This window comes from Acinetobacter sp. Brlt_5, assembly GCF_051949055.1.
In the GTDB taxonomy this organism is placed as follows: Bacteria; Pseudomonadota; Gammaproteobacteria; order Pseudomonadales; family Moraxellaceae; genus Acinetobacter; species Acinetobacter indicus.
On sequence record NZ_JAYJLP010000022.1, the window covers coordinates 1 to 24,767 of the forward strand.

Sequence of the window (24,767 nt, forward strand, 5' to 3'; positions counted from 1 at the left end):
TAGCTTAAATAGCAGGGGGATTTTTATGCTTTTAATAAAGCTATAGTGCTTCAAAATAAATAAAATTATCAAAATAACCCATGTATAGAAAATTTTATCCCAGCTATTTGTTGTTAAATTTCTGCATTTCAGTCATTTTCGTGGCTATTGGTATGTATCCTGAGCATATATTATTGAACTACTGGGTGGTGGTAATACATTGGATTCTCGGAATTGTGCTGATGCATATATTGATTATCCGTTTACCGATTTTTAATCGCTTTTATATTAATCGAAAAAAATTATATTATTCTATTTTACAAACCCCAATATATAAGCATGCAGAGTATAAGGCAGCACCCGTAATGTCTGGATTAGTGGTCTTTGGCTTGGTGTGTACCGTGTTATATGTATTCAACATGACAGAGTTTTATGTTGAATATGCGTTTATTGCAGGCTTATCTACAGGGAATATGAGTTTTTATTATACTCCCTAAACCATCTCTAAGGCTCATTGAACTGCTGTAGCAGCATGCTTTAATACGCCCTTTAAGTCTTCTTCAAGGGGTGATAGGGGTTAAGCAATAATCTTATCTCAAGATCATACCTTCGTCATCTAGAAAGATGAACGCTATTTATTTTCGTAGTGAGTATAATGGTAGAGCTGCTGTAGAGAGAATAGATAAAAAGAAACCCCATCATCCTGACGGGGTTTCTTCGTATTTCGTGCTTTAGGTATAACTCCTGTCGTACCTCACGATCCTGGTGTACAAACTTATTATTGTTGTTTTTCGTTTGGGAAACATCCTGTTTCCTGATGAATTTAGAATACGAAAATTCTGTGTGTACGCCTAGCCTCAATTATCTTCATTCAATGTAAGCCAAAACGTACAAGGAGACTGAACTATTTATTGGAAAATTTCAGCCATAAAAAACCGCCTATGTCAGGCGGTTTGGAATCAGACTGCTTAAGCAAACATTTGGCTTGCTGCGCAATATAGAATCCATAGAATCGCAATTGCTACGACAGGTTCCAAAACTTTGGCCCAGCCTGGAACAGTCGGTTCTGCTGCGACTGTGCTTTCTACCGGCGCATGATCGGCTTGTTGATGTAACATTTGATTAAACTCCTTCATCGTATCATCTAATGATAGCTCTTCTTGGGGAAGGGGTTTAGAGCCCTTTAACTCTGTTAGCTCGTTTGTTGACCAAACCCAATCATCTGCCTGACCTGACAGATGTTCAATTTGACCCTGTAGTAGCTCTTTTAAGCCATTGCTGCCGAAGTTACCGGTTTCATCTAACTGTTTTAATTCGGTCAGTTGCAGGCTTAAAATTTCACTAATACCGTGTTCGAGTTCAGGTTTAGGCAGTTCAGACTGGTTGTGTACCGAAGTGGTCAGATGACGGGACACTTCCTGAATATACAGCGGATCGAGGGTCTTGATTTCCTGATAGAGCTTATTGTCATCTTCGCGCCACAGACGAATCAGTTTGCCTAGAGTTAGCGCATTGAGTTCCTGGATATATGCATTGCGGCTATCAGCATCGTACTGCTGCAAAAGCTGAGGCTTTTGAATTTTAACCTGATCGCTAAAGTATTGTACTAAATCAAAAGCCATGCATTTACTCCTATTTCTTTTTTAATCTAATAATCTTAGGCTTGGTTTTTTCTTTGGTGTTTCAGTTTGTTCCTCTGTGCTTGATTTTAAAGCATTTGGATCATTTTGGATATGTTCATATTCACTTGGATCAAAGAATAAACCCTGGCCATTTTCGCGAGCATAAATCCCCAAAACTGCAGCAATGGGTACATAAATATCGCGTGCTACGCCACCAAAGCGCGCCGAAAAGCTGATGGCATCATTGGAGATGTGCAAGCCATGGACTGCATGTGGCACGATATTTAACACAATCTGGCCATCCTGAATGAACTGCTCTGGCACCATGGTGTTGGGTTGGGTGGCATCGACCAGAATATGCGGTGTAAGCTGGTTGTCGCAAATCCATTCATAAATGGCACGCACTAGATAGGGACGGGTTGGGCTTAAGTTGAGTTCCTGTTCAGACATATCTACTCTCTACTTATTTATTAAAAATTCGCTATAGCGGTTTTTTTCCTGCACGGTTAAGGATTTTACAAATGCAGGGCGACTAAAAATTCGCTGGCAATATAAATGAATCGGGCGGCAATGCTGTTTTGGCAGTTCAATGCCCATGGCTTTCAAGCGCAGGAAAATTGGGGCCAGCATACAATCCAGGATGCCAAAGTTTTCCGCCATAAAATAAGGGAAATGCTGAAATAATGGTGTGAGTGAGACCAGTGTATCACGAAGCTGCTTTTGTGCCTTGGCCTGTGCTGCGCTATTCAGGGTATCTTCATGGCAAAGCAGGATATCGGCCAGCTTTAGCCAGTCCTGCTCAAAACGCCAGATGTATTGGCGCTGCTCTGCGCGGGGTGCTGGTGCATCGGCATAGAGCTTGTTTTGCCGGTAGCGGTCATCAACATATTCGGAAATAATTGGGGCATGGAACAGTTTTAAATCTTGCTCTACCAGCATGGGTAAGCGATTATAAGGATTCAGGCTGGCTAAATCTTCATCTTCATGGTCGACCAGGACCAGATGATATTTAATATTCTTCTCAGCCAGTACCAGGCGAATCCAGTGCGAGCGGAAATCGTCTGCATGACTGTATAGTGTAATTCCCTGTAGCGGTGTATTTTCCAAGGACATAAATCAGTAAGCAGCAAAATGAATCAGTTAGGATACTAAAATTCAACCTAAAAAGCACGAAGCGAAAAAGGATGAATCGGGTGAAAATGGGTTAGATTATAAAAAAATAACAGGAGCGGCGCAGTATGATGATAAAACTTGTGTTTCTGATGTTCTGCTTAGGAATTGGGGTAGTGAACTATTATTTCAGCAAGGCCTTCTGGCTGCATGAGGGCAGTTGGGGTAAAGATGTACCTGAACAATAAATTCCTTTATCTTTAAAATAACAGCCAATAAAAAAGCCTTGGATAAACCAAGGCTTTTTGTCCAACTCGGTAAACGAATTAACGTTTAGAGAATTGAGGACGTTTACGTGCTTTACGTAAACCAAGTTTCTTACGTTCAACTTCACGAGCGTCACGAGTAACGAAACCAGCTTGACGAAGAGCAGGTTTTAAAGTCTCGTCAGAAGCGATTAATGCACGAGTAATACCGTGACGGATCGCGCCTGCTTGACCACCGATACCACCACCAGCAACAGTGATGTAAAGGTCATATTTTTCAGTTGCTTCAAGAAGCTCTAAAGGTTGACGAACAACCATACGAGCAGTTTCACGACCGAAATATTGCTCTAATGAACGGTTGTTGATCACGAGTTTACCAGTACCAGCAGATAAGAAAACACGTGCAGTTGCGGTCTTACGGCGACCTGTACCATAGTTAGTAGCCATGTGCTGTATCCCTTAGATATCCAAAACTTGTGGCTGTTGAGCAGTATGAGGATGCTCGCTACCAGCGTACACTTTCATTTTCTTGATCATTGCATAACCAAGAGGACCTTTTGGCAACATGCCTTTCACAGCGCGTTGGAAGATTTCTTCAGGTTTGTGAGCAACTAACTTTTCAAAGTTAGTTTCTTTTAAACCGCCTGGGAATTCAGTGTGGCGATAGTATTTTTTGTCAAGTGACTTGTTACCAGTTACTTGAACTTGTTCAGCGTTGATAACAACGATGTAGTCACCAGTGTCAACGTGAGGAGTATAAGAAGTCTTATGCTTACCGCGTAAACGACGAGCGATTTCAGTCGCAAGACGACCTAAAGTTTTGCCAGAAGCATCAACAACGTACCAGTCGTGTTGAACTTCAGCTGGCTTAGCGCTGAGAGTTTTCATTAAACCACTACCTATTATAGTTGGTTTGGACGGTGAATCAGTCCAAACAAAAAGGAGACGAGATTCTAAACGAAATTGTCGAGAACCACAATGAAAATATAAAATTTCAAGCGCTGTATTTTAATCAAAATCCTGAGAAAAGAAAAGACTTGCCAAGAACATCCATCTGCCGTGCCTAGTACTGATCAACTTTCAGCTAAACATTAGCCTTTAAAAGCAGTTTAGATTGCCCCAAAACCGGCCAATCTGCCCGAATCTTCAGCAGAATTCACGGCCGCTGCGGTCAAAGTCTGCTTATAATGGGAGATGCCTTATTGTTTAGGATCAATCATGCTGCCTTTATATGTGACCAGTGGTGAACCTGCCGGCATTGGCCCGGATATTTGTCTGCATCTTGCCGACAGTGTAGATGAGCGTCCCGTTGTGGTTCTGGCCGATCTGGCCATGCTGGCCCAGCGTGCGCAAGTGTTGAAGATGCCGGTAGAACTGATTGAATACAGCGGGCAAACTGCTTCTTCAGAAAAAGGGCAGCTCTATGTCGAGCATGTGCCTTTACAGCAAGCTGTGGTGATGGGCGAGCTGAATCCGCAAAATGCCGCTTATGTGTTGGAACAGCTACGTCGTTCGGCCGATTATGCCATGTCAGGCAAAAGTGTCGGGGTAGCGACTGCGCCGGTACAGAAGTCAGTCATCAATGACGCTGGTATAGCCTTTAGTGGCCATACCGAATATTACCAGGAGTTTGCGGGCGTGCCGCGCGTGGTGATGATGCTGGCCACCAAAACCCTAAGAGTGGCCCTGGCCACTACGCATTTACCGCTGCGTGCAGTGGCTGATGCGATTACCGCTGAACGTCTGCATCAGGTGATTGATATTCTCATCCACGATTTAAAATCCAAATTTAAAATTGAGCAGCCGAATATTCTGGTCTGTGGTTTAAATCCGCATGCCGGTGAGGGCGGTTATTTGGGCATGGAAGAAATTGAGGTGATTAATCCGGTGCTGGAAAGCTATCGCGCGCAGGGCATCCAGATGAGTTTAAGCCTGCCGGCTGATACCTTATTTACTCCGGAAAACCTAAAAGATGCCGATGCGGTTCTGGCGATGTATCACGATCAGGGCTTACCTGTGCTAAAATCGCAAGGATTTGGTGAAGCCATCAATATTACTTTGGGCTTGCCGTTTATTCGCACTTCAGTTGATCATGGCACAGCACTCTCCCTCGCAGGCAGCGGTCTTGCGAAAAGCTCAAGCCTGAATGTGGCTGTTGATTTGGCGCTGGATTTAGCGCGTCACTGATCTTGTCTTTATTACACGTTGGAAATCTTTATGTATCAGATTAATGCCTTAAACCCGAAAGATGAAGGGCACCACACGCGCAAGCGTTTTGGTCAAAACTTTTTACATGACCAACGTGTGATTGCGAAAATTGTACGCTCGGTCAATCCGCGTCCGGGCGATAATATTGTTGAAATTGGCCCGGGTCTGGCGGCCTTAACTTCACCATTAATTGGTGAATGTGATGCCTTGACCGTGGTGGAACTGGACCGTGATCTGGCTGCCGGTTTGCCGGGGCGTGTGCCACATCCGGAACGTTTAACCATTATTGAAACCGATGCGCTGAAATATGATTTTAGCAATCTGTTTGAAGATGACCGTCCACTCCGTGTGGTGGGTAACCTGCCGTATAACATTTCGACCCCACTGTTGTTCCATCTCCTGGAGTTTGGTGACAAAGTCAAAGACATGCACTTCATGCTGCAAAAAGAAGTGGTCGACCGGATTACTGCTGCGCCAAATACCAAAGAATACGGCCGTTTGTCGGTGATGATTCAGTATTACTGCAAACCAACTTTCCTGTTTGAAGTGCCACCGGGCTCTTTTAACCCGCCACCAAAAGTGACTTCTGCGGTGTTTCGTTTAGAGCCGTATGAGGTGAAACCGATTGTGGCAAAAAATGAAAAGGCTTTATCACGTCTGGTTTCGCATGTGTTTACCCAGCGTCGTAAAACCTTGCGCAATAGCTTAAAAGGCATGCTGGCAGAAGATGGTTTTGAAAAAGCCGGTGTTGATCCGATGGCACGTCCAGAAACCCTGACCCTGGCCGAATTTGTGGCTTTGGCAGATCAAATGGTGGTGTAAAACAACGATGGCACGTTATAACTATGTGATTGGCGATGTACAGGGCTGTTTTGAAGCCCTGAAAGCCTTGCTCAAGGAAATCCGCTTTGATCCGGATCAGGACTTTATCTGGTTTGCCGGTGATCTGGTGGCACGTGGTGAAAACTCGCTTGGCGTGTTGCGCTTTGTCAAAAAGCTGGCTGATCGTGGTGTTGCGACCACAGTGCTGGGCAATCATGACCTGACTTTGCTGGCTGGTGCACGTGGCCTGAAAGAGATTAAAGACAAAGACCAGACCCGCGATGTGATTGATGCCATTGACAGCGATGAATTGATTGACTGGTTACGCAAGCAGCCGTTATGTGTCTGTCCGAATGAATCGACCATCATTACCCATGCCGGTATTCCGCATTTGTGGAGTGCGGAAAAAACTCAGGCGCTGGCCAAAGAAGTTGAAGCGGTGATTCAGCATGACGATTTTGCGGTAATGGATCATTTCCTAGCCGAGATGTTTGGCAAAGAGCCAGCCCTCTGGTCAGATGATTTGCAAGGCAATGAACGCTTACGCTGTATCGTCAACTATCTAACCCGCATGCGCCTGACCGATGCAGAAGGACGCCTGGAGTTCAGTTTTAAAGACAGTCTGGACGATCCGATGCCGGCCGGCTTTAAACCGTGGTTTGAATATGTTTCGGCTGCAGCTGAAACGCATCAGATTATTTTTGGGCACTGGGCCGCGCTGCAAGGCAAAACTATTTCCGCCCAGATTCAGAATGTCGATGGGGGCTGTGTCTGGGGGCATCAACTGGTGGCTTATCGTTTGGAAGACCAGCAATTGTTTACAGTGGATAATCCACTGGAAGAATGGTAACAATATTTTATCTTTATAATTTAAAAATGTGATGTCGAAATGAAAACAGCCACCTATTAAAGTGGCTGTTTTTTTGAATTTTATTGAATTCGAATCCAAGTTTGGCTGCGCCCTAGTGTAGACACCCCCATATAAGCGCGCAAAGTCAAACGCTTACCTGTCGAGTTGAGGCGGATTTTTGCATCGTAAATACGACCTGCCAATGGATCAATTACGCGTCCTTTTTCGTAATTATTGCTGTCTTTGATCTGTTTTAAGCCTTTTAAAATATCCATCCCTAAAATAGGTTGGTCAGTATAAGGCGCAGGACACTTATTACAAAGTTCACGTGGGGTATAACCTGGACGTGGAGTTACTTTAATAATTTTACCCGTATAGGTTTGATTGGCTTCTTTACGAATTTCGATGACAGCTTTAGGTGAGCCTGTTTTATCATCAATTTGTTGCCAAGTCCCTGCTAAATCTTGTGCCATCGCCAAAGTGCTTAGACTGCCGAAGATGACGGCTATTCCTAAAGCCAATTTCTGAATCATTTTATTTCCCTTACTCGGTCTTTGCGGCTAGTCTAATCTGTGAATTGACTGACACAAAGTCCCGAGTATCTAGAAAAAATGACCGATGCGACACAATTACTCGCTTATTGTTGGCGAATCCACGTTTGTGTCCGACCAATGGCTGAAATTCCGACGTAACCACGTAAAGTTAGACGTTTATTATTAGACGCTAAACGGCCTTTCAGGCTATACATTTTGCCTGTAAGTGGATCTAAAATACGTCCATCGGCATAGTTGTTATTTTCCACATGCTTTAAGCCATGAATAACTTCCAAACCCACCAAAGGTTTGTTGGTATAAGGTGCAGGACAATTCACACACATAGTTTTTGGAGTATAGCCTGGTCTTGGTGTGACTTTAATAATTTTACCTGTAAAGCTGCCATTTTCAGCTTGGGTAATTTCAATAAGTGCTTTAGGTGAGCCTGTTTTGTCATCAATACTTTGCCAGATACCCGTTAGGTCTGATGCAAACGCTGAGCCACTGAAGATGAAGCTTGCAAATGCGCCCATCAATACATTTTTCTTCATATCAGTTCCTTTGATTGTCGAAAGTTATCACAGAGGTTAATTCAAGGTATAAAGCGAGTTGTGGAAGGAGTCAAGCGATTTGAGAGGTAATTAATCTTAAAGTTGCAACTAAGATGCAGAAAAACCAATAAAAAATGCCACGAACGTGTGGCATTTTATGTGAAAAGAGAAGTGATTAATTATTCGCTTTTAATCCAAGTTTGGCTGCGTCCTAAGGCCGATACACCGACATAACCTCTGAGGGTTAGACGTTTACCGTTGCTGCTCAGTTTAGCTTTGGTACTGTAAATATTGCCAGACAGCGGATCAATAATCTTGCCGCCGCTATAGTTGAGTTTGCCCTTATACGCCAGTCCTTTTAGTACATCCATGCCTAAAATGGGCTGATTGGTATATGGTGCAGGGCAGTTGACACAGGTTTCTTTTGCTGTGTAACCCGGACGTGGCGTTACTTTGACGATTTTAGCGGTATAAGTGCCATTAGCTTCTTGACGAATCTCTAAAATGGCTTTGGATGAACCGGTTTTATCATCAATATTGCGCCAGGTACCGGAGAGATCTTCCGCGAAAATGCCGGCACTGAATGTGGCTGCCAGAAGTGCCACTGTATATTTAAATTTCCCCATGTTTCTATCCCTTTAATACACTTCAAAAAATTCAATTTTCATCTTAAGAATATTTTTTCATCAACACAAGATGTAAATATTGATTCTTGAGTCACATTTTTTGAATAAAGAGTATAAATGTTGGCAGCCAGACTGCGGTAAACACGGCATTCACCGCCATTCCAAATGCAGCATAACGTCCGGCCACACTACCGCGTTGCCAGGCTTGCGCTGTGCCAATTGCATGAGCAGCAAGGCCTAAGGCCAGTCCTGAGGCGCGCTCATCATTAATATGACGCAGCAGCAGCGGCGAGAAAGCGGCACCAATCACCCCAGATAAAATCACAATCAGAATGGCCAGACTGACCGGTGCTTCCAGCAGGGTGGCAATATTGATGGCAATTGGTGTGGTCACGGCACGGGTGGCAAATGCCATGATGTCATCGCCGGCCATATGTAAGAGATAGGCCAGTCCCATCGGTAAGGCCACGGCACTGATGCTGGCAAACAGCAAAATACCCAGAATGGCTTTGAGTGGCAGATCATCATAGCGCATGGCCGCCAGCGGAATCGCCAGTGCCACGGTCACATAACCCAGCAGATGGTTAAACAGCGGATTGACCTGTGCCATATAATCTTCATAGGGAATGCCAAATACATACAGCAGTAGCACAATAAAAATCATGCCAAAGACAATGACCGGAATTTGCGGCAGTTTCTGGTTACAGGGTTTGGCAAGCAGATAGGCCACCAGGGTGATTAAAAAGCCATAAACAATTGCGAGCATGTTTTAATCTCCTAGAGCCAGCGTTTGGCCATTTTGGCATACAGCCATAACGGCAGTAGGGTGCTGAGAAACAGCACCACCAGAAAAGCCGGAATTTTATTGCCCATATGGGTCAGCATCAGCAGTGAGCCGGCACTAATCGGTAAAAAGGCAAACGCACTTTCTTTCATGATTTTATTGTTGGTATCGACAATCCGGGCTGGAATTTTATGCAGTCGGCGCCACAGGAAAAGCACCACCAGCAGGCTGAGTAAACCCATCAGGTTGCCCAGTTCAGGATGGTTGAAATAGGTCGCAATCCAGACGGCTGTTTCACGAAATACAATAATTAAGAGCAGTGTGCCAATCCAAGCTGGCCAGTCGATACGTTTAAGCCTGTTCATTTTTTATCAGTCGGTCATATTTTACTGTTCAAGTTTTAACTGATCTCATCATCAATTTCAAATTCTTCTAAAGGCCGTTTAAATTGCTGAGCCTTGGCACCCAGAATTTCGTCCAGTGGCAAGTGCGCCTGACGGATCATCTGTTCCAGTTTGGCCGGGGCCATATTTACGCGCAGATTCAGTTGTCCCTGCTCATCATAGTGCTCGGACTGGATTACATTCAGTTCATAAAACTGGTTGCGTAATTTGCCATAGGCCGGTTTTAACACCACATCAAAACTTTGAATCTGGCCCATCAGACATTCATGCACGGCCTGACGTAACAGCTCCAGTCCCTGACCGGAATGCGCAGAAATATAAACTCGCTCCGGCTGATGTGGCTTGGCATAGACAATTTTGGCTTGCTCGCCGGTGCAGTCGATTTTGTTATAAACCCTGAGCACCGGCACATCTGCGCCAATTTCTTTCAGGACGCGCTCAACTGCTTCAATCTGTTCCAGCATGTCCGGACTGCTGGAATCAATCACATGCAGCAACAAGGTCGCTTCCAGAGTTTCTTCCAGCGTGGCCTTAAATGATTCCACCAGCGAGTGCGAGAGATTACGGACAAAACCCACGGTATCGGCCAGCACCAGCGTACCAATCCCATCCCATTCCAGCCGGCGTAAGGTCGGGTCGAGCGTAGCAAAGAGCTGATCGGCGGCGTAGACATCGCTATTGGCCAGAATATTAAACAGCGTCGATTTGCCGGCATTGGTATAGCCAACCAGTGATACGGTAGGAACGGCGGCTTTTTGACGGGCCACACGACCCTGCATACGGGTCTGGCGGACTTTATCCAGTTTGGCTTTCAGCTGGCCCATACGAATTCTTAACAGGCGGCGGTCGGTTTCCAGCAAGGTTTCACCCGGACCACGTAAACCAATCCCGCCTTTTTGACTGTCCAGATTGCCGCGGCTACGAATCAGGCGTGAGGAGAGGTGATGCAATTGTGCCAGCTCGACCTGCAATTTCCCTTCATAGGTCCGGGCGCGCTGGGCGAAAATATCCAGAATCAGCTCGGTCCGGTCGACCACACGGCATTTCATGATTTTTTCAAGATTACGTGCCTGTGCCGGCGTCAACGCATGATCGAAAATCACCAGTTCAGCCTCGAGTTCTGCAACCAGCGCAGCAATTTCGTCCGCTTTACCAGAACCGATAAATAACTTGGCATCGGGTTTAATCCGCTGGGCAAACACATGCTGCAAAACTTCAGCACCTGCAGATTTTGCAAGCAGATGAAATTCTTCTGCATCAAGGTCTTCTAAAATCTGTACGCTGACGCTCACGAGCACAACGCGTTCACCACCTTGATGTTGCTGGTAATCTGGCACCTGGGCATTTCTCCTCATGAAAATTCTATTCTAGAGCAAAAAGCGCCAGCTGCGTGAACTAGATGAAGATGATTACAGCAGCATGACAAAAAGCAGGCGAATCCTCACAATCCTCAATTTGGAATCAGTATCATCCTCTTTGTGAGAGGGAGGCATGGAAAGCTTGATCGTTGTATCTGATTCATCAGGATGATCATTACATCAAGGGATTTGCTGTGGATTTATCCATTGCAGCAAGACTGTAGAAGAATTGGCATAGCGCATTTCAATTGAGCGATCTGGACAGTTTTTCGGTGCTTATGATCAATGTCTGGTCAATTGCTTCAAGATAGAATACAGTTCTCTGAACAATTCTTGCTGTGATTTTCGCAATTCACGATTATGCTATGTCTCAAGTTTCTTTATCTTCATCCGCTTCAATGAATAGTTTGTCCAAATTTTTTCTCTATTCTAAAAAAATCACTGCCGGTCTGGCAGCGGTGAGCGAAGGCTTTTATCTGGTGTATCGTCACAGCTTGTATAAGCAGCCGAATAATCCGCAGAATACCCGTTATGTGCAGCATTTTTGCCGTCAGCTGTGCAAGGTGTTCAATATTGAAGTTGAAGTGCATGGAGAAATTCCAACTCAGCCGGCCTTATGGGTCAGCAACCATGTGTCATGGCTGGATGTGCCGGTGCTCGGTTCAGGTGCACGGGTGTTTTTTCTGGCCAAAGCTGAAATAGAGCAATGGCCGGTGTTTGGAAAGTTGGCCAAAGGTGGCGGAACTTTATTTATTAAACGCGGTTCGGGAGATTCAATTAAAATCCGCGACCAGATTACCCAGTTTTTAAAACAGGATGTGCCGGTACTGTTTTTCCCGGAAGCCACCACTTCGGACGGGACTAAAATTAAAAAAGTACATGGCCGTTTATTGGGTGCGGCAATTGAAGCGCAGCGTCCGGTGCAAATCTGCCTGATCTGTTATATCAACCAGCAGGGCGAGCTGGATACCGTAGCGCCGTTTATCAATGAAATGACCTTTATTGAGCATGTTAAAAATGTGCTGGAAATGCCGAAAGTCACTGCACATTTAATGGCTCTTAACCCGATTTCGGTAGAAGGGCATACGGTGGAAAGCCTGACCTCGCTGGTTCAAAACAAGATGATTGAGGGCTTGGAGCAGCTGCATCAAAAAGTCCTGATTCAGCAGGCCAGTGCTTAAGCTTTAACCTGTGTTGCAGGCTTACATAAAGCCCTCAATTGGCAGCCAGGAAATGATTTTCATGGCTGCTTTTTCATACCATTTCATTTTTGGTTCTTTAACAAATACGCGTTCTTCACCTTTGCTATTTACGACACGCCAGTTAATGTTGTTTTGTGCATCCAGCACCAGACGGTAAGCATATTTGGATAAATTGGCATCCATGGTCTGATGCACCGATCTCGCCAGCGTCGGACTGTTGAGCAATACGCCAATTTCACTGTTTAAATAGGCCGAACGCGGATCAAAATTAAAAGAGCCAATAAAGACCTGTTTTTCATCCAGTGCCATCAGTTTGGCATGCAGGCTGGAACGGCTCAGACCTTTTAAGCTGACTTTGGCTTTTTTCGACAGTTCTTCAGTATTGCTGTTCAGGTGCTCGGCCTCGGGTGCATACAAGAATTCATACAGCTCGACATCATGTTCCAGTAAGTCCTGACGGTATTTGGCATAAAACGCATGTACCAGCGGAACGTCATTGGCCTTATAGGAATTGGTCAGTACCCGCACCTGTACGCCGTCATTGGCCAGCTGTTTTAAGCGGTCAGCCCCGGATTCTTCCGGCACAAAATAGGCCGAAATGATATCCACACTTTCAGTCGGTTTTTCCAGATGACTGAGCAGCTGGAAATTCAGTAATTCTTCTTTGGGTGCGCGGTCTTTAATCTTGCTTGGCGAGTCTTTCACCACTTCTGCTTTGACCCAGTCAAACTGGATTTTGTGGTTAAACCACTGTTCAATGGCTTGGGAGCGTGTGGCTAAATCAAGATAATTTTGTACCGCCACTTCTGCAGAATGGTCTTCGAGCTGCTGTTTCAGGCTTTCATAACGCAGATGATGCTGCTGTGGATTGACCAGCTGCTTGACCGAATAGGCATAATCATCATTCCAGTATTCATCAAAGGAGTGAATGATTTCATCGGAGGCAGAACCGACCAGCATCACATCGACATCGGAAAATTGGTAGCTGTCGCTGACGTTATAATACTGGTTACTCATATTGCGCCCGCCAATCAGGGCAATCTGGTTATCGGCAATAAAGCTTTTATTGTGCATGCGCCGGTTGATACGTTTTAAATCTAGCACCATGTCCATGGCGCGGTATTTACGGAAGCGGTACGGATTGTATAGCTTGACGTCGATATTGCTGTGCTGGTCCAGCGCCAGATAAATACCTTCCATTTTCTTGGCATTGTTATCATCGACCAGCAAGCGCACTTTCACGCCGCGATCAGCTGCGCGAATAATTGAATGTAGTGCCAGCGCCCCGATTTTGTCGTTGTCCCAGATATAATATTGCAGGTCTAGGGTTTCTTCTGCCTTATCAATTAAATACAAGCGTGCTGACAGGGCTTCCAGCGGATCGTACAGCACCCGATAACCGGTCAGCTGCGGATTTTTTTCACGCAGCGGCAATACAATCTGGGCCAGATGGGTATGCTCGGTTGGCGTTTCAAAAGCCATTTGAACCGGATGTTCAATCTGTTTGGGCAGGGTTGAACAGCCACTGACTCCCAACACTAAACTGCAACTCAACAGCATGGCCGCGGTAGAAGCAGACATAGAACTTCTCGCGTATGTATTTGATTGCAAATTAAATTTGTCAGGATGTATCATATTGTCTAAAACAAGTCCAAAATTTGGTTTGAGTATAATTGCCAGCTGTGAAAAGATAAATATAAGAACGGACGAATTTAGTCGCCGGGGGAGAGTCGGGCATAACTATGTGGGATAGCCAATCAATTATACTGTATTTCTATATCGGCTTGGCCATACTGGCAGTTTGGGCCGTGTCACAGGCGTGGCGCAGTCAGGCCAATACAGAAACGATTCATCCCTTTAAAGCCTTTGTGCATCTGCTGGCCTTTTATCTATCCTATTTATTAATTCCGCTGTTCTTCTTTAGTATTTATGCCGGCTGGATTGGCTATTACTCCTTGCATGAGGCCATTTTTATCGGGCTAGTCAGTGGTGTGCTGGTCTATGCGCGTTTTATTGAACCGCATCTGATTCTGGTGAAAACTACCCGCTATCAGATGCTACCCGATCAGCCGCTACAACGCCCAGTCCGAATTGCCCTGATTGCCGACCTGCATATAGGTCTGTTTTCGGGGCATGAACGCCAGCTTAAGCAGATTGTCGCCAAGATTAACCAGGAAGAACCGGAAATGGTGCTGGTGGCAGGTGACTGGACCTATGAGCCGGAAAATAAACTGGCCGATGAGCTGGCAATACTAAAAGAGATTAAAGCGCCAATTTATTCCGTGACCGGCAATCACGATGAACAGTATCCTGGTCCGCCGATTCAGGAACTGCTCAAACATGCGCTTGAGGTTAATCATGTGATTGATATTGAAGGGCAGATTGTCGAGTTTGACGAGTTCCGCCTGATTGGGATTGGCGATTTATGGTCCGGCCGTACCGATATGCGCTATATGCCGGATTTACCGCAAGACAAGCCGTGGCTGATTTTGTCGCATAACCCCGATACGGTCGATATGGTGCCGAAATTGCCAACTCATCCCTTAATGCTGTCGGGACATACCCATGGCGGTCAGGTGGAATTGCCGTGGCTGACCGATTATGTGATGAAACGCGTATCTATTGTTGGTCATAAAAAAGGCCTGTACCGGCATGAACATGCCGATGTGTTTGTCACTGTTGGTACCGGAATGGTGGGTGTGCCATTTCGTTTTCGGGTGCCACCGACCATTGATATTATTGAACTCTGCTAATGCTACAGGGTGGGCGTTTTAAAAGACCCACCACAGCAAGGCAATCAGAATCACGACGCCAATCAAGACCAATACCCCAATATTCAGGCGGTGATTATTCCGGTTTAAATCTTCAATGCCATTTGCCGCTGTTTCGACCGGGGCCTGTGCTTCGGTATGTAGCTGCGGGCGCGGTGGATCTTCAGTATCAAAATAAGGTGTGCTGATGTCGTCTATCGGTTTGGGGGCACATTCACCCTTGGAGGCCTCCATGGCCAGACCGTGCTGGCGAATCAGTTCATCAATCAGCTGCTGGGCTTCTGCTTCAGTCACATGACTGTCTGTGCTGAGGTACTGCACCGCTTCATGGCGTTTGCCATCATCCAGCAACAAAATAACTTTCACCAGTTGTTCTTCCCGAAGGGTTTCAATCTGACGATCCATACAATGACCTGCTGGCGGGGGATAAGCTTTTATTGTTTCTAAACTTGGCCAGATGCAATAGTGTGTTTGTGTATGATTTTGCATCACAAATAAAAAAACCAGCGTTATCTACACTGGTTTTTTTCAGTCAGATGAACATTTTAAATCTGGCTGTTGACATCATCATGCTTGGTTTCACGAATCGCCAGGAAGGCCAGAAGTGACAAGATAGATGCAGCTGTCAGGTAATAACCCACGGCAGCCAGACCATATTCGGTCGCCAGTTTGGTGGCAATCAGCGGTGCAAAAGAGGCACCGAAAATACCGGCCAGGTTAAAGGTCAGCGCAGACCCGGTATAACGTACCGAAGTCGGGAAAATCTCTGACAGAACGGTCCCAATTGGACCATAGGTCAGCCCCATAATCGCCAGACCAATACACAGGAACAGGAACACCACCAAGGTATTGCCAGATTCCAGCATGCTGGCAAAAACCAGACCAAAGAGCGCCGATACAATACACACCCCAATAGACGTGGCTTTACGACCGAATTTTTCTGCCAAAATCGCTGAGAGTGGAATAAACGCTGCAAAGCACAGGGTAGCAATCAGCTGTAATTCCAGGAAGTCGGCGCGGCTATAACCGAGTTGGGTGGTGCCCCAGTTGAGCGCGAATACCGTGGTCAGATAGAACACCACGAACGTACAGATCGCGGCAATGGTGCCTAAAATCAGCATGCCCCAATGTTTGGTCATGACTTCTTTAAACGGTACATTCACTTCTTTCTGTTTGTTTAAAACATTCTGGAAAGCCGGTGTCTCATGCAGTTTTAAACGAATCCACAGACCAACAATCACCAGTAAAGCACTGGAAATAAAGGGAATACGCCAGCCCCAGCTCATGAACGCTTCTTCGCTCATGAACGCGCCTAACAGCAGGAAGGAACCGGTGGCCAGAATAAAACCAATTGGAGCACCCAGTTGCGGAAACATGCCGTACCAGGCACGTTTGCCTTCCGGTGCATTTTCGGTGGCCAGTAAAACCGCACCTGACCATTCACCGCCCAAGCCCAGCCCCTGACCTAAACGGCACAGGGCCAGCAGTAACGGTGCGGCAATGCCGATTTGTGCATAGGTGGGTAACAGGCCAATGGCTACAGTGGAAATCCCCATGGTCAGCAGCGCAGCGACCAGGGTGGCTTTACGCCCAATACGGTCACCGAGGTGACCAAACAGTGCCGCGCCAATCGGGCGGGCAATAAAGGCAATGGCAAAGGTGGCCAGAGACTGAATGGTGGCGGTCATTGGATCGGTACTGGTCGGGAAGAACAGGTACGGGAAAATAATGACCGCAGCAGTCGCATAAATATAAAAATCGAAGAATTCGATGGTAGTGCCTACCAGACTCGCGGTGAGGACACGAAATTTTGAGTTCGTTGGTGCTGCTTCTTCATTGATTGCAGCAGAAGTTGATGACGCCATGAATGACCTTACACTTATTAAAAATAAAAAATTAGTTTTACAAGCGTAATCTTTTTAAAAAAGGCGTAATTTCTTAAAAAAACAACGGCAATCGTTTCGATTCAACGCGCTCAGGGTCACTGAAATGGAGAATCAAAACAATTAAATCACGTACAGATAGATAGACAGAAAATGTGATCCTGCCCCGATCAATACAAAAATATGCCAGATAGCGTGTGTGTATCTTACCCGTTTTAACGCATAAAACAATGCACCAATCGTATAAGAAATTCCACCAATCAATAAAAAAGTTAGCGCAGGTGGACTTAAAAAGCGTTGCATATCATCAATCACCAGAAGTGCTAACCAGCCCATCACCAGATAGGCAATCAGTGAAATTTTCTGAAATCGGTTGATGAACACCAGCTTAAATACAGTGCCAATCAGGGCAATAATCCACAGTGCAATTAACAGATATTGCGCTTTGGCAGTAGGAATGGCGATAGACAGAAAAGGGGTATAGGTGCCGGCAATTAAATAATAGATGGCGGTGTGATCGAGCTTTTTATACCAGCCGCGGCGCTGTGGGCTGTCGGCATAATGGTACAGACTGGACGCCGAAAACAATAGGAACATACTCAGCGCATAGACCCACAGCCCGATCCAAGGGCCAATACTTAAATAACTGCCTTTAATCACTAAAAAAATACCGGCCACCAGCGCCAAAGCCGCGCCTATGGCATGGCTGATGAAGTTCATTCGTTCTTCAACCGGATCGTAGTCGGGTGCCAAGGGTGCATTCATAAGCGTGGGATCGTTATAATTAAAATATACGAATGTATAGTAATTCAATTTTGCATTTCGCGTAAGACGCTTTACACTTTAGCTGCAATTCATTTCAGGTTTTACTCATGTCTCAATTGGCGACTTCTCCCAATCCGGAACAACAATTTCTAGATGCGTTTCAGCAAGCCATTGAAACACAGCGTTTTGAGCGTTTAATTCTGAGTCAGTACAAAGGCGAACTTGAACAGCTGGAAAAAATGACCTTCCGGGTCATTTCTTTGCAAAATGAAGCTGTACTGAACTGTGTGTACCGATATAAAACCCAGGATGTTACCAAAAACTATCCTTTATCTGAGGCTGTGGCTCAGGTCAGCGCGCTGCTAGGCTGCTGCAAACAGGCCAATTTATTGACGCGAGATGAAGACCTGCAGCTGAAAAAGAACAAGAAAAAAGCCATACTGATGGTGAACAAGAAAAAAGCTGAGGTTGCACCGGCAACTGTTACGCAAGGTCATGACCGCAGCAAACAGCGTTATGTCGAACAGGACAGCCCATTTTTGCAGCATTTAAGCATTACCGATCAGCATGGCCAGATCATTCCGAGCATGGCGCGAAAATGGAAACAGATTAATAAATTTGTGGAAATTTTCTCCGGGGCGGTGGAGCAGCTCAACACTCAAGATCAGCCCTTGCATATTGTCGATTTTGGTTCTGGCAAAGGCTATTTAACTTTTGCCCTGTATGACTATCTGGCCAAGCATCAGCAGACGCCGTATGTGACCGGTGTGGAACTGAATCCGAAAATGGTCGCGTTCTGCCAGCAGGTGGCGCAAGATTCCGGCTTTCAGCAACTGGACTTTTTCCAGGGCGATGTCCGTACCTATGCACCGGAACAGCTGGATGTGATGATTGCCTTGCATGCCTGTGATGTCGCCACCGACTTTGCCATTCACACCGGCATTCGCCTGAATGCACAAATGATTATGTGTGCGCCGTGTTGCCATAAAGAATTGCGTCCGCAGTTACAGGCACCCAAAGTGCTGCAACCGATGCTGCACTTTGGAATCCATGCCGGACAGCAGGCGGAAATGCTCACCGATACCATCCGGGCCTTATTGCTGAAAGCCTATGGCTATGAAACCAAGGTGTTTGAGTTTGTGTCACTGGAACATACCAGCAAAAACAAGATGATTCTGGCCACCAAACGCAAAGACTATACTGCGCCAGATGCGGCAGTGCTGGCCCAGATTCAGGCCTTAAAAGAACTCTATGGCATTCAGAAACATTCGCTGGAGCTATTGCTGAATGATCAGTGGGACCAGCAGGATATCGGACGTAAATGTTAAGGATAAAACAATGAGCCAGATCAGTATTCATGCCGGCAGCTGGCAGGACTTGCAGGCCGATGCCAAAGTAATTCGTGAAGCGGTTTTTATTCAGGAGCAGGCAATTGCCCCGGAAGATGAATGGGATCAGGAGGATGCAGTAGCGCTACATTTTGTCGCGTATGCACAGCAGCAGCCAATCGCTACCGCACGTTTGCTCTCCAACCATAGCATTGGCCGGGTTGCGGTCTTAAAGTCTTACAGAGGTTTAGGTCTGGGCAAGAAAGTGATGGAAGCCATTATTCAGCAGGCCCAGCAGGAGCAGCGTCCTTTTCTGGTGTTATCAGCACAAGTCTATGCCACCGGTTTTTATCAGCAGCTTGGTTTTCAGGTTGAAGGTGAGGAATATCTGGACTGCGGCATTCCGCATATTCGGATGCGCCGTGAACTGCATCCAACTGAAGAAAAATAGCAATCTGCATCCACTAAAAAAGCGGACATGGAGTCCGCTTTTTTAATATTTGCTGATTAGTGACCATGTCCGGTGGTATCGCTATGGCTTTCATCCATGGCAGCGTGTTCCGCTTCGGTCATCTGATGCTGTTCTGCGCTGGCCGCCGCACGAGCTTCACGCGCTTCGCGGTCAGCCTGAGCTTTGGCCAAAGCCTCTTCAGACATGGCAGGTGCATTTTTAAAGGCATGTTGCTGGGTGTTGTGTTTATTCTGCTGGCTTGGCATATAGTCCGGTTCATTGCTCACGGCAAGATAGAACAGGCCAAGAAATAACGCACCTAAAACCGAGAAAATAATAAGTGCTTTCCAACCCCAAGGAGATTTTTCTGGAGATGAGTGGTCGGTCATAACAAACTGCCCAATTGGATAAAAAGAAAACTGAATCTGTTGAAACTTTATAACATAATTATTTCAAAGTCCAAGCCAAGAAAATGCTTTCCTTGCGCCGAGGCGCGGCTCAATACTGTCGCCAGAACAGACAAGAGGCCCTAAAGGCCTCTTGAATACTACCCAGATGAATGGGTTTAAATTTGTTCGCCTTGCGCGACTTTATCTTTCAATAACTGCGGTGGGGCAAAACGCTCACCATAGCGTTGTTCCAGAGCTTGTGCTCGGTTTAACGCATCTTTTAGTCCATATTGATTCAGGAACTGCAGGGCACCACCTGTCCACGGGGCAAAACCAATCCCGAAAATCGAGCCGACGTTACCATCTACCACCGATTCCAGCACGCCTTCTTCCAGACAGCGCAAAGTATCCAGCGATTGGACAAACAGGAAGCGGTCAATCAGTTCCTGCTCATCGACAGTCTGCTCTTTTTTCCAGTAACTGAGGCCTTCCCAGAGCGATTTTTTGCCACCTTCAGGATAGTCATAGAACCCGGCGCCGGCTGCTTTACCTTTACGGTTAAACTGATGGATCATGGTTTCAATGACTTCATCTGCACCTGAGCGTGGGCGTTCTTTGCCTTCCGCCTGCAAGGCTTTGCGGGTTTCTGCCGCGACATGCTCGGATAAGGTCAGCGAGACTTCATCCTGAATCGCCAGCGGTCCAACAGGCATCCCGGCTTTGAGCGCGGCCATTTCAATTTTGGCCGGATGGATGCCCTCTGCCAGCATACGCAGACCTTCCTGCACAAAGGTGCCAAACACACGGCTGGTAAAGAAACCACGACTGTCATTGACCACAATTGGCGTCTTGCCAATCTGCTGGACAAAGTCATAGGCCTTGGCCACGGTTTCACGATTGGTATTCTGGCCTTTAATAATTTCAACCAGTTGCATCTTATCGACCGGACTAAAGAAATGCAGGCCAATAAAACGGCTTTGATCGTTCGCAGCTTGTGCCAGACCGCTAATGGGCAGGGTCGAAGTATTAGAGGCCATCACGCCATCGGCAGCCAGATAGCTTTCGGCTTCCTGGGTCACCTGTGCTTTTAATTGCTGATTTTCAAACACCGCTTCAATGATCAGGTCGCAGCTAGCCAGATCTGCCGCTGAGGCGGTTGGGGTAATGCGCGCCAGAATCTGGTCGCGTTTTTCCGCAGTCATCCGCCCTTGAGCAACTTTTTTATCCAGCAGTTTTTGGCTGTAGGCTTTGCCTTTTTCGGCATTTTCTATAGCAACATCTTTTAGGATGACTGCAATGCCTTTAATGGCTGCGGCATAGGCGATTCCGGCACCCATCATCCCGGCACCTAAAATACCGACTTTTTTCGCCTGCCACTGCGGAATATCCTGTGGGCGGCTGGCGCCGGATTTAATGGCATTCAGGCCGTGCCAGAAGGTGCCAATCATATTTTTAGAGACCTGACCAGTCGCCAGATAGGTAAAATAACGTGATTCAATGGTCAGTGCGGTATCGACATCGACCTGCGCGCCTTCGACCGCAGCCGACATAATCGCTTCCGGTGCTGGATAACAGCCTTTGGTCTTGTCACGTAAAATCGCCGGAGCAATCGCCAGCATCTGCGCCACCGCTGGATGTTTCGGATCACCTCCCGGAATTTTATAGCCTTTTACATCAAACGGTTGCTGTGATTTCGGATGTGCCTGAATCCAGTCGATGGCTTTTTGCAGCATTTCATCTGCTGAGTCGGCCGTGTCATGGATCAAGCCCAAAGACAGAGCTTTTTCTACCCCAAACTGTTTGCCTTCGATTAAAAATGGAAAAGCGGTTTGCAGGCCGAGCAGACGTACCATTCGCACGATGCCGCCGCCACCTGGTAGCAGGCCCAAAGTCACTTCCGGTAAACCGAATCTGGTTTTTGGGTCATTCAAGGCAATGCGGTGATGGCAGCCCAATGCCAGTTCCCAGCCACCGCCAAGCGCTGTACCATTTAAGGCAGCCACCACCGGAATACCACGCGTTTCGATATAACGCAGCTGGGCTTTCATGCCTTCTACCATTTGGAAAAAGTCGCTGGCCTGTTCCGGCTGGGCCTGAATCAGTTCATCGAGATCACCGCCGGCAAAGAAGGTTTTTTTGGCCGAACGGAAGATAATTCCGGCAATCTGTTCATCGGCTTTGAGTTTTTCCACAGTTTCTGCCAAAGCTGCACGGAAATCTGCATTCATGGTGTTGGCGGACTGGTTTGGCGAGTCTAGCGTTAAGATTACAATATTGTCGGCGTTTTTTTCGAATTGAATAGCGCTCATGCGGCTCCTCCTTAAACCAGTTCAATAATGGTGGCAATACCCATACCGCCACCGACACATAAGGTGGCCAGACCACGTTTTTTGCCCTGACGTTCCAGCTCATCCAGCAGGGTGCCTAAAATCATGGCACCGGTGGCCCCGAGTGGATGACCCATGGCTATTGCACCGCCGTTGACATTGACTTTGGCCGGATCGACCTGCATCTCGTTAATAAACCGCATCACCACCGCCGCAAAAGCTTCATTGACTTCAAACAGGTCAATGTCCTCAATGCTTAAGCCAGCTTTGGCCAGAGCTTTACGGGCTGCCGGTGCAGGACCGGTGAGCATGATGGTCGGGTCAGCACCAACCAGTGCCGTGGCCAGCACTTTGGCGCGTGGTTTTAAACCCTGTTCCTGTACGGCTTTTTCCGAGGCCAGTAACACCAGCGCGGCACCATCGACAATACCGGAGGAGTTACCAGCATGATGCACATGCTGAATTTTCTCGACTTCAGGATATTTTTGCAGTGCAATGGCATCAAAACCCATCTGTCCCATCATTTCAAAACTTGGATTGAGTTTGGCCAGACCTTCTGCCGTGGTATCCGGTTTAATAAATTCATCTTTGGCTAGAATCACCACCCCGGCTTTGTCTTTGACCGGCACAATTGAACGCTCAAAATGACCATTGGCCTGCGCAGCCGCGGCTTTCTTTTGTGACTGCTCGGCAAAGGCATCGACATCGGCGCGGCTATAGCCATCAATGCTGGCAATTAAATCGGCACCAATGCCTTGCGGGACAAATTCCGAGGCCATGTTGGTTTCCGGGTCCAGCGCCCACGGGCCACCATCCGAACCCATTGGTACGCGGGACATTGACTCCACTCCACCGGCGACGACCAGACCTTCCCAGCCAGAGCGGACTTTTTGCGCGGCCAAGTTCACGGCTTCTAGACCGGAGGCACAGAAACGGTTGATCTGCACACCTGCCACATCATTGTTCCAGCCGGCAGCAATCGCTGCTGTTTTGGCAATATCGGCACCCTGATCACCGACCGGTGTGACGCAGCCCAGCACAATATCATCGACCTGGGCAGTATCCAGCTGATGGCGCTGTTTTAATTCACGCAACAGGGTGGTGACCAGACTGATCGGTTTCACTTCATAGAGTGAACCATCTTTTTTTCCTTTTCCGCGTGGTGTGCGAATGGCATCAATAATATAAGCCTCGCTCATATGCTATCCCTTTGATGAGTTTTAAATTGTTATGCTTTTTGAGTGTAATGATTAATTGATGAAGTGCAATGACGAGAACGGGCGAGGTCAGATGATGCTTTTCGCCAATAAAAAAAGCCCTCACTTCGCGGTGAGGGCGGAGAGGAAGATCAAACTTGAAAAGACGTTGTCTAAAAAATGTTTAGTGATAACCGTGTAGCTGGCGATATAGTCCTGGTGTCACTCCAGTCCATTTTTTAAAGGCACGGTGGAAGGTACTGGTTTCACTAAAGCCGACCTGTTGCGCTACATCTTCTAGCGTCAGTTCCGGATTCAGCAACAGGTGAATCGCGGCATCACGACGTAAGGCATCTTTGACGCCCTGATAGCTTTTACCTTCGGCTGCCAGACGGCGGCGTAGGGTTTGCGGCGACAGATACAGCATTGAGGCAACATCATTCAAGGTTGGCATTTCTTCGCCAATCTGGCTCTTTAAGACATCACGAATTCGTGAAGTTAAAGAGTTGGTATTTTTGAATTTCACCAATAACTGTGCCGGTGCCGCTTTCAGGAATTCTTCCAAGGTTTCTTCATTCTGGCGAATTGGCAAGTCCAGATAGTCGGCCGCAAAGGTAATTTCGGTACGTGGCATATCAAACTGCATTACCGGGGCGAAGAACAGTGCATCGTATTCATCGGCATGGGCAGGGCGCTCATAACCAAAGTGGACACGTTCCAGCGGCAGACGGCGTTCAATTAACCACGATGCCAGACCATGCCAGATCATCAGCATACTTTCAGTAATAAAGTGGTCCGGGTCCATGCTCTTAGGAATTAACGGCACCAGACGGGCTTCGTGTTTGTCACGTTCCAGCGTCACCGACCATTCATCGCCAAACAGTTTATAGAACTGGGAGGACAATTCTAAGGCATCACCCAAGGTTTTGGCATGGATGATCAGCTGGCACATGATGGCAAAAGTACCTAAGCGGCGGCCTTGAACATCAAAGCCGATGTGCTCGTCCTGAGTCACCATCCACAGCATTTTAATAAAACGGGTATATTGTTCTGGCGAGATTCGCGCTTTGGGCTGGCGTAACAGCTCGGCCTCAATACCCACGTGTGATAATAAGGTCTCGACGTCCATGCCAAGGCGTTTGACACCGGTTAGAGCCGCATTTACGAAGTGGATACTGATGGTATCGCGGCTCATATTAAAGCCTTCTGACTCTTTGTCTTTGGTAATCACGTATGTTTGACCTAAATGACATTAAAAATAAAGTTTTTGGCAATTTACTTGAGTTATTTTGCCATTTTACATATTAAATTGCCGAAATGATCAAGGTAAATGGCTGAACAT

General features: G+C 46.7%; 27 protein-coding genes. 8 read left to right on the plus strand and 19 right to left on the minus strand.

Translation table 11 applies throughout. The annotated features are described in order from the left end of the window. Window positions 1–140: 140 nt before the first annotated feature. Window positions 141–476: a hypothetical protein gene (locus VF685_RS12610; protein WP_286385192.1), complete on the plus strand. Its 336-nt coding sequence runs from the start codon at window positions 141–143 to the stop codon at window positions 474–476. Between the two features lie 471 nt (window positions 477–947). On the opposite strand, the gene VF685_RS12615 is transcribed toward VF685_RS12610, so the two are convergent. The 5 genes from VF685_RS12615 to rplM form a co-directional block, all read right to left on the minus strand. After that, a complete protein-coding gene (locus VF685_RS12615; RefSeq protein ID WP_005175723.1) occupies window positions 948–1,601 on the minus strand; it encodes a hypothetical protein in 654 nt (217 codons plus the stop codon). 21 nt (window positions 1,602–1,622) lie between these two features. Next, window positions 1,623–2,051 (minus strand): ClpXP protease specificity-enhancing factor, encoded by a 429-nt coding sequence (locus tag VF685_RS12620; protein ID WP_005175725.1) that lies wholly within the window; start codon window positions 2,049–2,051, stop codon window positions 1,623–1,625. A 9-nt stretch (window positions 2,052–2,060) separates the two neighbouring features. Continuing rightward, the gene (locus VF685_RS12625) at window positions 2,061–2,714 is read right to left on the minus strand and encodes a glutathione S-transferase N-terminal domain-containing protein (RefSeq protein WP_104470663.1); all 654 of its coding nucleotides are present in this window, start codon (window positions 2,712–2,714) and stop codon (window positions 2,061–2,063) included. Between the two features lie 323 nt (window positions 2,715–3,037). Beyond that, window positions 3,038–3,424, minus strand: a complete 387-nt coding sequence (gene rpsI, locus VF685_RS12630) for a 30S ribosomal protein S9 (protein ID WP_004785251.1) — start codon at window positions 3,422–3,424, stop codon at window positions 3,038–3,040. 12 nt (window positions 3,425–3,436) lie between these two features. Then, the gene (rplM, locus tag VF685_RS12635) at window positions 3,437–3,865 is read right to left on the minus strand and encodes a 50S ribosomal protein L13 (protein ID WP_004857442.1); all 429 of its coding nucleotides are present in this window, start codon (window positions 3,863–3,865) and stop codon (window positions 3,437–3,439) included. 330 nt (window positions 3,866–4,195) lie between these two features. Here rplM and pdxA point away from each other — a divergent pair, with 330 nt between their 5' ends. From pdxA to VF685_RS12650, 3 genes are read left to right on the plus strand one after another with little or no spacing between them, the layout of a single operon-like run. Then, window positions 4,196–5,164: a 4-hydroxythreonine-4-phosphate dehydrogenase PdxA gene (pdxA, locus tag VF685_RS12640; RefSeq protein ID WP_127800331.1), complete on the plus strand. Its 969-nt coding sequence runs from the start codon at window positions 4,196–4,198 to the stop codon at window positions 5,162–5,164. Between the two features lie 30 nt (window positions 5,165–5,194). Next, on the plus strand, window positions 5,195–6,007 hold the full coding sequence (gene rsmA, locus VF685_RS12645) for a 16S rRNA (adenine(1518)-N(6)/adenine(1519)-N(6))-dimethyltransferase RsmA (RefSeq protein WP_005175739.1): 813 nt from the start codon (window positions 5,195–5,197) through the stop codon (window positions 6,005–6,007). Window positions 6,008–6,014: 7 nt separating this feature from the next. Beyond that, on the plus strand, window positions 6,015–6,857 hold the full coding sequence (locus VF685_RS12650) for a symmetrical bis(5'-nucleosyl)-tetraphosphatase (protein ID WP_005175740.1): 843 nt from the start codon (window positions 6,015–6,017) through the stop codon (window positions 6,855–6,857). Window positions 6,858–6,937: 80 nt separating this feature from the next. Here VF685_RS12650 and VF685_RS12655 read toward each other — a convergent pair whose 3' ends face one another. The 6 genes from VF685_RS12655 to hflX form a co-directional block, all read right to left on the minus strand. Then, window positions 6,938–7,390 (minus strand): DUF2147 domain-containing protein, encoded by a 453-nt coding sequence (locus VF685_RS12655; RefSeq protein ID WP_005175746.1) that lies wholly within the window; start codon window positions 7,388–7,390, stop codon window positions 6,938–6,940. A 104-nt stretch (window positions 7,391–7,494) separates the two neighbouring features. Then, window positions 7,495–7,941 carry a DUF2147 domain-containing protein gene (locus tag VF685_RS12660; RefSeq protein ID WP_005175748.1) on the minus strand — a complete coding sequence of 149 codons (447 nt, stop codon included), beginning with the start codon at window positions 7,939–7,941 and terminating at the stop codon, window positions 7,495–7,497. Window positions 7,942–8,120: 179 nt separating this feature from the next. Then, the gene (locus tag VF685_RS12665; RefSeq protein ID WP_168382185.1) at window positions 8,121–8,567 is read right to left on the minus strand and encodes a DUF2147 domain-containing protein; all 447 of its coding nucleotides are present in this window, start codon (window positions 8,565–8,567) and stop codon (window positions 8,121–8,123) included. A 91-nt stretch (window positions 8,568–8,658) separates the two neighbouring features. Next, complete coding sequence (locus tag VF685_RS12670; RefSeq protein ID WP_016659801.1) at window positions 8,659–9,333, minus strand: LrgB family protein; 675 nt, start codon at window positions 9,331–9,333, stop codon at window positions 8,659–8,661. Window positions 9,334–9,344: 11 nt separating this feature from the next. Beyond that, a complete protein-coding gene (locus VF685_RS12675) occupies window positions 9,345–9,716 on the minus strand; it encodes a hypothetical protein (RefSeq protein ID WP_045794996.1) in 372 nt (123 codons plus the stop codon). A gap of 35 nt (window positions 9,717–9,751) precedes the next feature. Next, a complete protein-coding gene (gene hflX / locus VF685_RS12680) occupies window positions 9,752–11,110 on the minus strand; it encodes a ribosome rescue GTPase HflX (protein WP_034597358.1) in 1,359 nt (452 codons plus the stop codon). Between the two features lie 368 nt (window positions 11,111–11,478). On the opposite strand from hflX, the gene VF685_RS12685 reads away from it, so the two are divergent. Continuing rightward, complete coding sequence (locus VF685_RS12685) at window positions 11,479–12,294, plus strand: lysophospholipid acyltransferase family protein (RefSeq protein WP_034597361.1); 816 nt, start codon at window positions 11,479–11,481, stop codon at window positions 12,292–12,294. Window positions 12,295–12,315: 21 nt separating this feature from the next. Here the strand turns inward: VF685_RS12685 and VF685_RS12690 are convergent, their stop codons facing one another. Next, window positions 12,316–13,896: a phospholipase D family protein gene (locus VF685_RS12690; RefSeq protein WP_286385193.1), complete on the minus strand. Its 1,581-nt coding sequence runs from the start codon at window positions 13,894–13,896 to the stop codon at window positions 12,316–12,318. A 161-nt stretch (window positions 13,897–14,057) separates the two neighbouring features. On the opposite strand from VF685_RS12690, the gene VF685_RS12695 reads away from it, so the two are divergent. Next, window positions 14,058–15,068 (plus strand): metallophosphoesterase, encoded by a 1,011-nt coding sequence (locus tag VF685_RS12695; RefSeq protein WP_104470660.1) that lies wholly within the window; start codon window positions 14,058–14,060, stop codon window positions 15,066–15,068. Between the two features lie 18 nt (window positions 15,069–15,086). On the opposite strand, the gene VF685_RS12700 is transcribed toward VF685_RS12695, so the two are convergent. The 3 genes from VF685_RS12700 to trhA form a co-directional block, all read right to left on the minus strand. Further along, window positions 15,087–15,491 (minus strand): hypothetical protein, encoded by a 405-nt coding sequence (locus VF685_RS12700; RefSeq protein ID WP_286385195.1) that lies wholly within the window; start codon window positions 15,489–15,491, stop codon window positions 15,087–15,089. Window positions 15,492–15,631: 140 nt separating this feature from the next. Continuing rightward, on the minus strand, window positions 15,632–16,951 hold the full coding sequence (locus VF685_RS12705; protein WP_104490129.1) for an MFS transporter: 1,320 nt from the start codon (window positions 16,949–16,951) through the stop codon (window positions 15,632–15,634). A 141-nt stretch (window positions 16,952–17,092) separates the two neighbouring features. Next, the gene (gene trhA, locus VF685_RS12710; protein WP_005175777.1) at window positions 17,093–17,734 is read right to left on the minus strand and encodes a PAQR family membrane homeostasis protein TrhA; all 642 of its coding nucleotides are present in this window, start codon (window positions 17,732–17,734) and stop codon (window positions 17,093–17,095) included. 107 nt (window positions 17,735–17,841) lie between these two features. Here trhA and VF685_RS12715 point away from each other — a divergent pair, with 107 nt between their 5' ends. Together VF685_RS12715 and VF685_RS12720 are read left to right on the plus strand one after the other, a co-directional pair. Next, window positions 17,842–19,062: a class I SAM-dependent methyltransferase gene (locus VF685_RS12715; RefSeq protein WP_168390118.1), complete on the plus strand. Its 1,221-nt coding sequence runs from the start codon at window positions 17,842–17,844 to the stop codon at window positions 19,060–19,062. Window positions 19,063–19,072: 10 nt separating this feature from the next. Then, the gene (locus VF685_RS12720; protein WP_005175783.1) at window positions 19,073–19,513 is read left to right on the plus strand and encodes a GNAT family N-acetyltransferase; all 441 of its coding nucleotides are present in this window, start codon (window positions 19,073–19,075) and stop codon (window positions 19,511–19,513) included. 56 nt (window positions 19,514–19,569) lie between these two features. On the opposite strand, the gene VF685_RS12725 is transcribed toward VF685_RS12720, so the two are convergent. The 4 genes from VF685_RS12725 to VF685_RS12740 form a co-directional block, all read right to left on the minus strand. Then, on the minus strand, window positions 19,570–19,902 hold the full coding sequence (locus tag VF685_RS12725) for a hypothetical protein (RefSeq protein ID WP_104473664.1): 333 nt from the start codon (window positions 19,900–19,902) through the stop codon (window positions 19,570–19,572). A gap of 176 nt (window positions 19,903–20,078) precedes the next feature. Then, entirely contained in the window at window positions 20,079–22,211 is a 2,133-nt protein-coding gene (locus VF685_RS12730) for a 3-hydroxyacyl-CoA dehydrogenase NAD-binding domain-containing protein (protein ID WP_205779505.1), read from the minus strand. Between the two features lie 11 nt (window positions 22,212–22,222). Next, the gene (locus tag VF685_RS12735) at window positions 22,223–23,428 is read right to left on the minus strand and encodes an acetyl-CoA C-acetyltransferase (RefSeq protein WP_286385196.1); all 1,206 of its coding nucleotides are present in this window, start codon (window positions 23,426–23,428) and stop codon (window positions 22,223–22,225) included. A gap of 181 nt (window positions 23,429–23,609) precedes the next feature. After that, complete coding sequence (locus VF685_RS12740; protein WP_034597576.1) at window positions 23,610–24,620, minus strand: AraC family transcriptional regulator; 1,011 nt, start codon at window positions 24,618–24,620, stop codon at window positions 23,610–23,612. Window positions 24,621–24,767 lie beyond the last annotated feature (147 nt).